At 71.9% G+C, this 12,737-nt stretch carries 11 protein-coding genes and 1 pseudogene; 6 read left to right on the forward strand and 6 right to left on the reverse strand.

The features are described from left to right. Positions 1–51: 51 nt before the first annotated feature. Entirely contained in the window at positions 52–318 is a 267-nt protein-coding gene (locus IG99_RS19640) for a protealysin inhibitor emfourin (RefSeq protein ID WP_037675740.1), read from the reverse strand. A 21-nt stretch (positions 319–339) separates the two neighbouring features. Further along, a complete protein-coding gene (locus IG99_RS19645; RefSeq protein ID WP_037675741.1) occupies positions 340–1,410 on the reverse strand; it encodes a M4 family metallopeptidase in 1,071 nt (356 codons plus the stop codon). 319 nt (positions 1,411–1,729) lie between these two features. Here IG99_RS19645 and leuA point away from each other — a divergent pair, with 319 nt between their 5' ends. The 5 genes and pseudogenes from leuA (at position 1,730) to IG99_RS19670 (ending at position 7,872) form a co-directional block, all read left to right on the forward strand. Then, on the forward strand, positions 1,730–3,451 hold the full coding sequence (gene leuA / locus IG99_RS19650; RefSeq protein WP_037675744.1) for a 2-isopropylmalate synthase: 1,722 nt from the start codon (positions 1,730–1,732) through the stop codon (positions 3,449–3,451). Positions 3,452–3,649: 198 nt separating this feature from the next. Then, positions 3,650–4,345 carry a TerB family tellurite resistance protein gene (locus tag IG99_RS19655; protein ID WP_037675745.1) on the forward strand — a complete coding sequence of 232 codons (696 nt, stop codon included), beginning with the start codon at positions 3,650–3,652 and terminating at the stop codon, positions 4,343–4,345. Positions 4,346–4,569: 224 nt separating this feature from the next. Beyond that, positions 4,570–5,700, forward strand: a pseudogene (locus tag IG99_RS19660) (MMPL family transporter); the annotation flags it as partial. A 265-nt stretch (positions 5,701–5,965) separates the two neighbouring features. Beyond that, positions 5,966–7,213, forward strand: coding sequence for a sensor histidine kinase (locus tag IG99_RS19665; RefSeq protein ID WP_037675749.1), 1,248 nt, complete (start codon positions 5,966–5,968; stop codon positions 7,211–7,213). Continuing rightward, the gene (locus tag IG99_RS19670) at positions 7,210–7,872 is read left to right on the forward strand and encodes a response regulator (protein ID WP_037675750.1); all 663 of its coding nucleotides are present in this window, start codon (positions 7,210–7,212) and stop codon (positions 7,870–7,872) included. Before IG99_RS19665 ends, IG99_RS19670 begins: the two co-directional genes overlap by 4 nt. 17 nt (positions 7,873–7,889) lie before the next feature. Here the strand turns inward: IG99_RS19670 and IG99_RS19675 are convergent, their stop codons facing one another. The 3 genes from IG99_RS19675 to IG99_RS19685 form a co-directional block, all read right to left on the reverse strand. Beyond that, entirely contained in the window at positions 7,890–8,825 is a 936-nt protein-coding gene (locus tag IG99_RS19675) for a dihydrodipicolinate synthase family protein (RefSeq protein ID WP_037675752.1), read from the reverse strand. A 209-nt stretch (positions 8,826–9,034) separates the two neighbouring features. Beyond that, complete coding sequence (locus IG99_RS19680; protein ID WP_234311892.1) at positions 9,035–10,048, reverse strand: hypothetical protein; 1,014 nt, start codon at positions 10,046–10,048, stop codon at positions 9,035–9,037. Next, the gene (locus tag IG99_RS19685; RefSeq protein WP_037675753.1) at positions 10,045–10,593 is read right to left on the reverse strand and encodes a SigE family RNA polymerase sigma factor; all 549 of its coding nucleotides are present in this window, start codon (positions 10,591–10,593) and stop codon (positions 10,045–10,047) included. Before IG99_RS19685 ends, IG99_RS19680 begins: the two co-directional genes overlap by 4 nt. A gap of 79 nt (positions 10,594–10,672) precedes the next feature. Here IG99_RS19685 and IG99_RS19690 point away from each other — a divergent pair, with 79 nt between their 5' ends. Then, on the forward strand, positions 10,673–11,104 hold the full coding sequence (locus IG99_RS19690) for a protein-tyrosine phosphatase family protein (RefSeq protein ID WP_037675755.1): 432 nt from the start codon (positions 10,673–10,675) through the stop codon (positions 11,102–11,104). 25 nt (positions 11,105–11,129) lie between these two features. On the opposite strand, the gene IG99_RS19695 is transcribed toward IG99_RS19690, so the two are convergent. Beyond that, complete coding sequence (locus IG99_RS19695; RefSeq protein ID WP_037675756.1) at positions 11,130–12,620, reverse strand: alpha/beta hydrolase; 1,491 nt, start codon at positions 12,618–12,620, stop codon at positions 11,130–11,132. Positions 12,621–12,737 lie beyond the last annotated feature (117 nt).

Consider the following 12,737-nt stretch of genomic DNA (forward strand, 5'->3'; position numbering starts at 1 on the left):
ATCATCCTTACCGATGGGTAAGGAAGTCAACGCCCAAGCATGAAACACCAGTTAGGCCCCCTCCTTCAGGACCCTCGACACCAGCCTGCGCTGCTCCTCCGTGAGTCGGGGATCCGCCGTGTACACCGTGCGGCCGTCCACGGTGATCTCGTAGCTGAAGCCGTCCGGGACGCCGGTCGTGGGCGCGCCCCGGCCGTCGGCGAGTGCCTTCTCGGCCAGGGCGTGCCACTCGGGGGCGTCGGGCCGCCCCGAGGTGTCGACCTCGGCGCGGCGCTCGATACCCGCGAACCCACCCGTACGGGTCACCTGAATACGCATGGGTCCCTGTCTAGTACGCCGTCACAGGATCCGCACCCCGACCTGCTCCCAGGCCTTCTGCACGGCCTGGAACTCGTCACCGCCGTCGCCGTAGCGCTCGCGCGCGGCCTTGACGGTCAGCTTGGCGAAGTCGCTGAAGAACGCCCGCTCCTTGAGCTTGCCGCCGGTCAGGACGTCGTACCAGATCTGGCCGGCCTTCTCCCAGGCGTGGCCGCCGAGCGCGGTGGCGACGAGGTAGAAGGCGTGGTTGGGGATGCCGGAGTTGATGTGGACGCCGCCGTTGTCGCGGCCGGTGCGGACGTAGTCGTCCATGGTCGCGGGCTGCGGGTCCTTGCCGAGCACGTCGTCGTCGTAGGCGGTGCCCGGCGCCTTCATGGAGCGCAGGGCCGTGCCGGTCACGCCCGGGGCGAGGATTCCGGCGCCGATGAGCCAGTCGGCCTCGGCGGCGGTCTGGCCGAGGGAGTACTGCTTGATGAGCGAGCCGAAGACGTCGGACATCGACTCGTTCAGGGCGCCCGGCTGGCCGTAGTACGTGAGGTTCGCCGTGTACTGGGTGACGCCGTGGGTGAGCTCGTGGCCGATGACGTCGATGGAGTTGGTGAAGTCGACGAAGATCTCGCCGTCCCCGTCGCCGAACACCATCTGCTCGCCGTTCCAGAAGGCGTTGTTGTAGCCCTCGTCGTAGTGGACGGTGGCGTCCAGGGGCAGGCCGTCGCCGTCGATCGAGTGGCGCAGGTAGGCCTTGAGGTAGAGGTCGAAGGTGGCGCCGAGGCCCGAGTAGGCGCGGTTGACCGTGGCGTCCCGGCCGGGGTCGTCGCCCTCGCCGCGGACCTTCGTGCCGGGCAGCTCGGTGCGGTGCTCGGCGTCGTAGATCGTGCGCAGCGGCTGGTCCGACGGTGCCTTCGCCGTCGGGGCGGCCGCCAGGCGGAACTCGGCGGTGACGCGCCGGCGGGCGCGCAGCTCGCTGTCGCGCACCAGGGTGCGCTGGGCGGGTCCGGAGAGTGCGGGGTCGTCGTGCTGTGCCAGTTTGTCCAGGACGTAGGGCGGCACGACGGTGCAGAAGACGGGCTCGAAGCCCCCGTTCGTCGTCATGCCCGGCACCTTTGCACTCAGTTATGCCGGTGTCACTACCCGCAACCATGATTGGTGAAATATATGGATACGGCGCCCTGGAATCCTTGTGCGAGTGGTATGGCGCACTTTTTGTCCTGTTCGTCCTCGCGGTCCCGCATACTGATACGACCCCGCGCTGCAGGAGCGGCTCGGCTACGCTACGGAGCATCATGCGTTTCGGGCTGCTTCTTCTTAGCTGCCGCGGCGAGGGCCTGTAGTCCAGGTCGACTCCCTCCCCGCGGAGCTTGGCGTTGCGTCGTCGGCCGTCCATCCGGACACCCTGAGGAGCCCCCGCATCATGGCGAACCGCCAGCAGCCCAGTGCCATGCCGATCCACAAGTACGGCCGCTACGAGCAGGTCGACATCCCGGACCGCACCTGGCCGAACAACCGGATCACCGTAGCCCCCCGCTGGCTCTCCACCGACCTGCGCGACGGCAACCAGGCCCTGATCGACCCGATGTCGCCCGAGCGCAAGCGCCGGATGTTCGACCAGCTGGTCAAGATGGGCTACAAGGAGATCGAGGTCGGCTTCCCCGCCTCCGGCCAGACCGACTTCGACTTCGTGCGCTCGATCATCGAGGAAGAGGGCGCGATCCCCGAGGACGTGACGATCTCCGTCCTGACCCAGGCCCGCGAGGACCTGATCGAGCGGACCGTGGAGTCCCTGAAGGGCGCCCGCCGCGCGACCGTCCACCTCTACAACGCCACCGCCCCGGTCTTCCGCCGGGTCGTCTTCCGCGGCTCCAAGGACGACATCAAGCAGATCGCCGTCGACGGCACCCGCCTGGTGATGGAGTACGCCGAGAAGCTGCTGGGCCCCGAGACCGAGTTCGGCTACCAGTACAGCCCGGAGATCTTCACCGACACCGAGCTGGACTTCGCCCTGGAGGTCTGCGAGGCGGTCATGGACGTCTACCAGCCCGGCCCGGGCCGCGAGATCATCCTCAACCTGCCCGCCACCGTGGAGCGTTCGACGCCGTCCACCCACGCGGACCGCTTCGAGTGGATGGGCCGCAACCTGTCCCGCCGTGAGCACGTCGTCCTGTCGATCCACCCGCACAACGACCGCGGTACGGCAGTCGCCGCCGCCGAGCTGGCGCTGATGGCCGGCGCCGACCGCGTCGAGGGCTGCCTGTTCGGTCAGGGCGAGCGCACCGGCAACGTCGACCTGGTCACCCTGGGCATGAACCTGTTCTCCCAGGGCGTCGACCCGCAGATCGACTTCTCCGACATCGACGAGATCCGTCGTACGTGGGAGTACTGCAACCAGATGGAGGTCCACCCGCGCCACCCCTACGTGGGCGACCTGGTCTACACGTCCTTCTCCGGCTCCCACCAGGACGCCATCAAGAAGGGCTTCGACGCCATGGAGGCCGACGCGGCCGCCAAGGGCGTCACCGTCGACGACATCGAGTGGGCGGTGCCGTACCTGCCGATCGACCCGAAGGACGTCGGCCGCTCCTACGAGGCCGTCATCCGCGTCAACTCGCAGTCCGGCAAGGGCGGTATCGCGTACGTCCTGAAGAACGACCACAAGCTGGACCTGCCCCGCCGGATGCAGATCGAGTTCTCCAAGCTCATCCAGGCGAAGACGGACGCCGAGGGCGGCGAGGTCACCCCGGGCGACATCTGGTCGACGTTCCAGGACGAGTACCTGCCGAACCCGGAGAACCCCTGGGGCCGCATCCAGGTCAGGAACGGCCAGTCGACGACCGACACCGACGGCGTGGACCGACTCACCGTGGAGGCCACCGTCGACGGCGAGGACACCGTCCTGTCCGGCACGGGCAACGGTCCTATTTCGGCCTTCTTCGACGCCCTGCAGTCCATCGGCGTCGACGTACGCCTGCTGGACTACCAGGAGCACACGATGAGCGAGGGCGCCTCCGCGCAGGCCGCCTCGTACATCGAATGCGCGATCGACGACAAGGTCCTGTGGGGGATCGGCATCGACGCGAACACGACGCGCGCGTCGCTGAAGGCGGTCGTCTCCGCCGTCAACCGCGCCACCCGCTGACGCTCCGGAACCCGCCCGTGATCGGGCACATCGAGGCCCCGGCCGCCACCGAAGGCGACCGGGGCCCCGTCACATATCGGCCACGCCCGTGTGCAGGTCACGGAAAGGTCTCGTCCAAGGTACTGACTCCACCTCGCCTCTGTGGCTAACATCACGCAAGCGTGTGGCGATGATGCCGCGGCGAGTGGGAGGTGCGACGTGCTGCCAGGACGGGGACGAAACGGCCGTGCCGACAGGCGTGCGCGCATCATGGGCACCCGCACCGCATGGACACCGGTAGGAGACGGCGAGTTCTTCTGCCCCGGCTGCGGTGGCGACCGCAACTACCAGCGGCTCACCGGCCGGCGCCGCTTCACCGTCCTCGGCGTGCCCGTGCTGCCGCGCGGCGAGACCGGCCCCGCCGTCGAGTGCGCCGCCTGCCGCAGCCACTTCGGCACCGAGGTCCTCGACCACCCCACCACCATCCGCTTCTCCGCGATGCTCCGCGACGCCGTGCACACCGTCGCCCTCGCGGTGCTCGCGGCGGGCGGCACCTGCGCCCGCGCCTCCCTGGAGGCCGCCACGGCCGCGGTGCGCGCCGCCGGCTTCGAGGACTGCACGGAGGACCAGCTCGCCGCCCTGGTGGACGCCCTCGCCTCGGACACCGGACGCGCCTTCGGGGAAGCCTCCTGCACGGGCCTCGCCATAGAGCTCCACGAGGCCCTGGACCCCCTCGCCCCGCACCTCGCCCAGGTCGGCCGCGAATCGATCCTGCTCCAGGGCGCCAGGATCGCCCTCGCCGACGGCCCCTACACCCCCGCCGAACGCGACGTCCTGGCCACCGTGGGCGCGGCCCTCACCATCGGCGCCGACGAGGTGTCCCGCGTGCTGGAGGCGGCCCGCACACCGTCCTGACAGCCCAGGACGCCCCCGGCCCCCGGTACTCCCTGGGGAGTAACCACCCCGCCCGGCCACCCCACGCAGTACCCCCGAACTCGCCCTGGCGCCCGACGTCACGAGCCCGCCGCGCCGGAAGTCTGGATGCCGTACCCAGACATCCGTCCAAGAGGGAGGGTCCGTTCCATGGGGGCCGGAAACATCACAGGAAAGAGGGGAAGCGGCGTGCCGTCCCCTGGCTGGTGCTGGCGCTGTGGGTCGGCGTGCTCGCGGTCGTCTCGCCGTTCGCCGCGAAACTCGCCGACGTACAGCGCGACCGGGTGACCGACTACCGGCCCGCGAACGCCGACTCCACCCAGGTCGCCGAGATCCAGGACCGCCTGCCCGGCGGCGAGACCACCGAACTGGTGCTGGTGTACCACCGCGACGGCGGACTCACCGCCGCCGACAAGGCGACCGCCCGGCGGCAGGTCACCGAGGTCGCCGACCGGCACGCCCTGAGCGCGAAGCCGCGGGGCGTCCCGTCCGAGGACGGCACCACCCTCATGTACCCCGTCGCCAGCAACGCGCCCGGCACCGACGAGGAGAAACGGGACGCCTTCGTCGACGACGTACGCGAACTCGCCCACAGCGAAGGCGGACTGAGCGTCGAGGTCGGCGGACCCGGCGCGCTCGCCACCGACGCCGCCCAGGTGTACGACGCGCTCGGCGGGCCCCTGCTCTACACCACCGTCGGCGTCGTCGCCGTCCTGCTGATCCTCATCTACCGCAGCCCCGTGCTGTGGCTCGTCCCCCTCGTCGTGGCCTGCGTCGCCGACTACCTCTCCATGGGCGTCGCCTACGGCCTCAACCAGGCCTTCGGCACCTCCGTGTCAGGGCAGAGCTCCGGCATCATGACCATCCTCGTCTTCGGCGCAGGCACCGACTACGCCCTGCTGCTCGTCTCCCGCTACCGCGAGGAACTGCGTCGCGTCGAGCGCCCGTACGACGCCATGACCGCCGCCCTGCGCGGCTGCGGGCCCGCCGTGCTCGCCTCCTCCGGGACCGTCGCCGCCGGGCTGCTGGGCCTGCTCGCCGCCGACCTCAACTCCAACCGGGGCATGGGCCCCCTCGGCACGGTCGGCGTCCTGTGCGCCCTCGTCGCGATGCTCACGCTGCTGCCCGCACTGCTCGTCCTGCTGGGCCGCCGCGTCTTCTGGCCACTCGTCCCCGCCTACGGCAGCACCCCCAGGGCCCGCCGTTCGCTGTTCGCCGCGATGGGCACGTCGGCGGGCCGACGCCCCCTGACGGTGCTGGCCGGGGGAGCGGTGCTGCTCGGCACGCTCGCGTTGGGCACGCTCAACCTGCCCGGCGCGGTCAAAGAGCAGGACTCCATGGGCCTGGTCCAACTCGTGGAGCTGGGCTTCGTGATCGCCGTCGGCGTGCTCCTCGACACCTTCCTCGTCCGCACCTACCTCGTGACCAGCGCGAGCGTGGCACTGGGGCGCAAGGTGTGGTGGCCCGGGCGGCTGTCGAAGGTGCCGGAGCCGGAAGTCACGAGGGAACGTGAGCCGGTCGGCCGGTGAACCCCGGGCGCCCCTTCCCACGCGGAGGGGGCGCCTCCTGATGGAGGATGGTGCCGTGGCGGAGGGGGGAACCATGGGGCGGCATCGTGCCCTGGTCGAGCGGACGCTGACCGTCGTCAACGGCGTGCCGGCGGGTACGGGGAGCGCGGGTGACGCCCGTGCCGCAGGACGCTCCCCGCTGCGTGCCGACGCCTGGCTCGCCGCGACGGCCGCCCTGCTGGCCGTCGCGCTCGGCACCTTCGTCGAGGACGGCCGCCACCTGGGCGCCGTCGGCTGGACCCTGCTGCTGGCCGCGCAGGTCCCCCTCGTCTGGCGCCGCCGCCACCCCCTGCTCGCGCTGCTCGCGGTGGTGCTGTGCGTCGCGCCCTACCACGGCCTCGACTACAACCACAGCGCCGCCGTGCCGGTCGCCATGATCGCCCTCTACACCGTCGCCGCGAACGGGACCGCCCGCCGCACCGTGCTCACCGGCGCCTCCGTCGTCGGCGTCACCCTCGTCGTCAACGCCCTGGAAGACCCGCACCAGATCACCGAGATCCTGCGGATCTCCGGCTGGATCGTCTCCGTACTGCTGCTCGGCGGCTACATCCGCGTCCACCGCCAGTACATCGCCGCCGCCCTCGAACGCGCCGAACGCGCCGAACGCACCCGCGAGGAGGAGGCCCGCCGACGAGTCGCCGAGGAACGGCTGCGCATCGCGCGCGACCTGCACGACCTGCTCGCGCACAGCATCACCCTCATCGGCGTGCGGACCTCCGTCGCCGCCCATGTCCTCACCGCCGACCCCGCCCGCCTCGACCGCGCCGCCGTCGCCAAGGCCCTCGACGACATCGCCGACACCTGCCGCTCGGCCCGCGGTGAACTGCGTACGACGCTGGAGGTGCTGCGCGAGCAGGACGCCGGGGAGGGCCGCGGCCCGCTGCCCGGACTGCACGGCCTGGCGGACCTCGTGGAGACCGCCCGGGCCGCCGGAGCGAAGGTCGACCTGTCGGTGGACGCCGGTGAGGTGCCCGCCGCGGTGGGCGCGGCCGCCTACCGGATCGTGCAGGAGGCCCTGACGAACGCCGTACGGCACGGCGGGCGCGAGGTCCTGACCGTGCGGGTCGCTGTGCACGACGGCGAGGGCGCCCTGCGCGTGAAGGTCACCGACGACGGGGCGGGAGCCGGTCAGGGCACACCCGGCTTCGGGCTCGTCGGCATGCGGGAACGGGCGCGCAGCGTGGGCGGCACGGTGGACGCCGGTCCGCTGCCGGGGGAGGGCTACGAGGTCAGTGCCGTGCTGCCGATGAGACGAGACACGACAGGGGAAGGGGCCGCATGATCCGCGTCCTGCTCGCCGACGACCAGACCCTCGTACGGGAGGCGTTCGCGATGCTCGTCGAGTCCGCGCCGGACATGGAGGTCGTCGGCCAGGCCGGCACCGGCCGTCAGGCGGTGACGCTGGCCCGCACCGAGCGCGCCGACCTCGTGGTGATGGACCTGCGCATGCCCGACCTCGACGGCATCGAGGCGACCCGGCTCATCGCGGCCGACGAGGACCTGACCGGGTTACGCGTCCTGGTCCCCACCACCTACGACACCGACGAGTACGTCGTGGAGGCGCTGCGCGCGGGCGCCTCCGGCTTCCTGGTGAAGGACACCCGCCCGGCGGAACTCCTCGACGCCATCCGCACGGTGGCGGCGGGCGACGCCCTGCTGTCCCCGGGTCCCACGTCCCGCCTGATCGCCCGCTTCCTGCGCACCCACACCGCCCCGCCCTCCGAGGCCGGCCCGGAGAACCTCTCGGAACGGGAGCGCGAGGTCCTGACCCTGGTCGCCCGGGGCCTCAACAACACCGAGATCGGCGAGACCCTGCAACTGAGCCCCCTCACCGCGAAGACCCACGTCAGCCGCATCATGGGCAAGCTGGGAGCGCGGGACAGGGCCCAACTGGTCGTGGTGGCGTACGAGTCGGGGCTGGTCGCGCCCGGGGAGAGGTGAGGCACCCCAGCTGGCCGCTACAGCAGTCCCCCCGCCACGAGGAACGTCCGTACCCCCGCCACTTCGTCGGCGGACAACTGCACCTGCGGCTCCGCCGTGACCGGACAGTCGATCACCCCCCGCAGATGCAGCGCCGCCTTGAACGCCCCCAGCGCGGACGAACTCCCGCCCATACGACCCGGGTTCCCCACACCCACCAGCCCGAACAGAGCGCACAGCCGCTCCTGTTCCGCGCGGGCCCCGTCCGAGTCCCCCGCGCGGCTGAGCCGGTCGAGGCGGACGTAGCCGTCCGGGTCGACGTTGGCGAGACCCGGCACCGCCCCGTCCGCCCCCAGCGCCAGCGCCGCGTCGACGAGCAGCTCGGAGCCGGTCAGCACACTGAAGTCGGTGATGCCCTGCTGCTCGCGCACCCCCGTCACGACCTCGCGGAAGGCGGCCAGATCACCGCTGGAGTCCTTCAGCCCGGCCAGCACGCCCTCGGCGGCCAGCTCCAGCACCACGCCCGAGGGCAGCTTGGTGTGGACGGCCACCGGGATGTCGTAGGCCACCACGGGGACAGGGCTGGCCTCCGCGATCAGGCGGTAGTGGCGGGCGATCTCCGCCGGATGGGTGCGGGCGTAGAAGGGCGCGGTGACGACCACGGCGTCCGCGCCCGCCGCCGTCACCGAGGCGACATGGTCCAGGACGCGGGGCGTCGACATGTCGATCGCCCCGGCCAGCACGGGGAGCCGGCCCGCCACATGGGCGACCGTCGCCTCCACGACCCGCACCCGCTGCCGGTCCGTGAGGAACGCGGCCTCCGACGACGAGCCCAGCACGAACAGACCGTGCACACCGGCCCCCACCAGGTGGTCGAGGAGCCTGAGCAACGAGGGGACGTCCACCTCACGGTCCGGGGTCAGGGGGGTGCAGACGGGCGGGACGACACCGGAAAGCGGGGCGGGGAAGGTCATCGAGGCTCCTTCGGCTGCTGGCGTGGGGGGTCACGGGTCGAGCGGTCCTCCTCCACAGGATGGTGGCAGCGTTGACCATGTCGGCCGTGCACTCCGCGCGGGCGTACGGGTGTGCGACGCCGGAACGGCACGGGTCGCGCCACGCTGCGAAAAGAGCGCTGCGTGCCTCCCCCCGCAGAGGCACGCAGCGCGTGGTGGTGGTCAGTCGGTTACGGCAGCGTCCGCTCGTACGTCTTGTCGTTGTCGGAGTCGTACACCAGCTTGCCGCCCGCGTCGTAGCCCTTGATGTGCGGCGCCAGCGTGACCTGCTGGTTCAGCGTGCCGTCGGCGACGAACCAGCCGTGGTCCAGAACGGCCGTGGCGCTGCTGTCGCCGTAGGAGACGGTCACCTTGGCGACCGAGGGTCGCACCGTGCCGATGATCCCCCAGCGGAATGGAAGCTTCCAGTTGCCCTTGTCGAGGAAGGACTGCTGGTACAGCTTGCCGCTGTTGATGTCGGCGTACACCGCCGCGCCGTCCTCGGGGGCCGAGGTGCCGCCCACACTGACGTTCAGGCCCTGGGTCTCGCCGTCCTTGATGTTGCAGATCAGCCGGGTCTGCTTCGGCTTCTCCTTGACGGCGACGACGTGGATGCCGTCACCGGGCGCGTTCGAGTCGCCGGTGCTGTGCATCGCCAGGATGATCCGGTAGTCGGCGGGCTTCCCCAGGTCCGAGCTGCCCACGCGGCTACCGGCGTGCTGCTTGTCGTAGGCCAGGCACATCTCCAGGCCCCGCGCCGCCTGCTGGAAGGTCACCCCGTCGAGGAGCTGCCCGGAGGTGGCCGGCCGCGTGGGACCCGACGGAGAGGCGGCCGGTGACGGCGTCGCCGCCCGCGTCGCACTGACGGAAGGGGTGGGGCCCGACGCCGTGTCCACGCCCCGGTCCCCGTCGGTCAGCGCGTGCGCCCCCACGGGCAGCGCGGCCAGCGCCACCAGCGCGGCGCCGCCCGCCGCGAACCTTCGGCGCCGCTCCCGCACACCCTGCCGCCGGATCGCCGGATACGGCGCCGGTGACGGCCGGATCGCGTAGGCGTCCCCGGCGAGGAGATCACGCAGCTGCTCCTCGAAGCCGTGCTGCTCGCCGTCCGCGTGCTCCCCGGACTCTCCCGGCCCCGCCCGGCCCGTGTGGTCCCCCTGCCGCGTGTCCATCCGCTCCCCGAAACCTCCGTCCCGTTCCTCGTTCACCTGCTGCCTCCCTGCTTCGACGGGGTGCGGCTCGGCACCGGGCGGTCCACCGCCCAGCCCAGACCCGGGTACGCGCGCAACTTGGCCAGGCCCTTGGACGCCTGGCTCTTGACCGTGCCGGGCGAGCAGCCGAGCACGCCGGCGACCTCCGCCTCGGACAGGTCCTCCCAGTAGCGCATCACGACCACCGCCCGCTGCCTGGGCGGCAGTTCCGCGAGCGCGGCGATCAGCGCACCGCGCTCGTCGACGCGCAGCACGTCCTCCTCGCGCCCCGCCGTCTCCGGGGGCGCCGCGGTCAGCGCCTCCTTGACCCGCCGCTTGCGGAACCGGTCGCTGTTGCAGCTGACCAGCATCCGGCGCACGTACGCCTCCGGACTGTCCGTGCGCGCGACCCGCCGCCACGACCGGTACGCCTTCGCCAGCGCCGTCTGCGTCAGGTCCTCGGCGTGGTGCGCGTCCCCCGTGAGCAGATACGCCGTCCGCACCAGACGGGACCACCGCGCCCTGACGAATTCCTGGAACTGGGCCTCTAGTTCGGCCTGCATCAAGCACCCCCTCGCCCTCCAGACCACCGGTTGCGCCGAATCGGTTGCCCCGGTCGCGGAACGGGTTTGGAATGGGGCCATGGAGAGAGCGTGGAGCACCGAGGAGGCGGGCGTACTCCGGCTGCCGTCCGGGCGTCTGGTCCGCGGCCGCGGCCTGCGCCACCCCCTCGACCCGATGGCGACCGCCCCCTCGTACGGCGTCTACCTCCTGGGCCGCCCGCCCGCCGACGTGCCCTGGACGCACCGTTGGCTCCGCTGGCCCGACTTCCGCCTCCCCACGGACCGCGAGACCGCCCGCACCGTCCTCGCCGAGGCCTGGGAGCGGGCCGCCACCGAGCGCGTGGAGATCGCCTGCGGCGGCGGCCGTGGACGCACGGGGACGGCACTGGCCTGCCTCGCCGTGCTGGACGGCGTACCCGCCGAGGAGGCGGTCGCCTACGTACGGCGCCACTACGCACGCGGCGCGGTGGAGACCCCGTGGCAGCGGAGGTACGTACGGCGGTTCGTCTGAGGGGTCGCTCGGGGCGGGGTCGGGGTCAGGGGCAGCGGACGTCTCCGCCGGGACGCTCGCCCGTGGCCAGGAAGCGGGAGACCGTGGCGTCGCCGCAGGGATTGCCGTTGGCGAGGTAGGCGTCGTGACCGGTGGAGTTCACGGTCACCATGACGGCACGCCCACCGAGGGCCGCACGCAGCCGCAGGGCACCGCTCAACGGGGTGGCGACGTCCCGCTCGTTCTGCACGAGGAGCACGTCGGACGGCCCCCGGTCGGTGATCCGTACCGGTGCCTGGCGAGGCGGGTACGGCCAGGCCGCACACACCATCGCGTTCCTCGGCATGCCGGCGGTCAGCGGGTAGGCCTTGCGGCTCGCGTCCACGTCCTTCTGGTACGCGCCGGCCGACCTGGGCCACGCCACGTCGTTGCACAGCGTGGCGGCGCCGACCGCGGTGACGTTCTGCAGCACCGGCTCCGGCGGCGAGGCGGGCACGGGCGGCACGGTGCGGTCGCGGGCGGCGAGCATCAGCCGCGCGAGCGTGGGATAGCGGCCGGGGCTGTACAGGCTGTCCAGCATCGTCTGCCGCAGTACGTTCCCGTTCAGCTCCTCGGGGTTGGCGCCGGGCCACGGAATCGGCTTCCGGTCCAACCGAGCGGCCAACCGCAGGAACAGTGGCCGTACCTCCGCCGCCGTCCCCGCCACCCGGTCCGGGTTGCCCGGCGCCGACGCCCACGCGGCGAAGTGGGGGAACGTGTCCTCCACGCCCCGCTCATGCCCGGCGAGCCAACCACGGGCGACGCGGGTCGGGTCCGGGTCGTCGTTGCTGTCCAGCACGACCCGGTCGGTCCGGTGCGGAAACATCTCGCCGTACACGGCCCCGACGTACGTCCCGTAGGACACCCCCCACGCCGAGATCTTCCGCTCACCCAGCGCGGCCCGGATACGGTCCAGGTCACGTGCGTTGTCGACCGTACTGATGTGGCGCATCAACTCCCCACCGTCGCGGGCACAGGCGTCCGCCGTCCGCCGCGCGGTGACGAGGTTGTCCCTGACGGATCCGTCGGCCGCGGGCCACGGGCGCAGCTTGGAAAGGGCGAGGTCGGCGTGGTCGAGCCCACAGCTGACGGAGGTGGAGGGCGCGAGCCCACGAGGTGCGAACCCGATCAGGTCGTACGCGTCCCGCACGTCCTGCGGCAACTTCTGCCCCTTCCCCGAGGGGTCGTTGAGACTCGACCCGCCTGGCCCACCGGGAATCAGCACCAACGCGCCCCGGCGCGCCGAGGGCCTCTCACTCGGGATCCTGGACACGACGAGGTCGATGGTCCGGCCTCCGGGCCGTGCGTAGTCCATCGGCACCTTGAGCGTGGCGCACCGCTGACGGGCATCGGGCGCGCTGCCCGCGCAGGCCGTCCAGCGGAGGGCGGGGGCGGCGCCGAGAGCCGAAGGGGACGACGCCGACGCGGAGCCGGTGAGCGGTGCGGCGAGGCCGAGAACAGTGACGGAGGCGGCGAGAATCTTCGCGATCTGCTTCATGGACACGAGCCTCGTGGATCACGCCGACGTGCCACATCCGGGCAACGCCCCTGTTTGTGCGGGGGTTTACCCCTGGCCTCGCCCAGGGACACCCCCTGAAGGAGGTCCGGCGGCCCG

This window comes from Streptomyces griseus subsp. griseus (assembly GCF_000720255.1).
Classification (GTDB): domain Bacteria; phylum Actinomycetota; class Actinomycetes; order Streptomycetales; family Streptomycetaceae; genus Streptomyces; species Streptomyces griseus_I.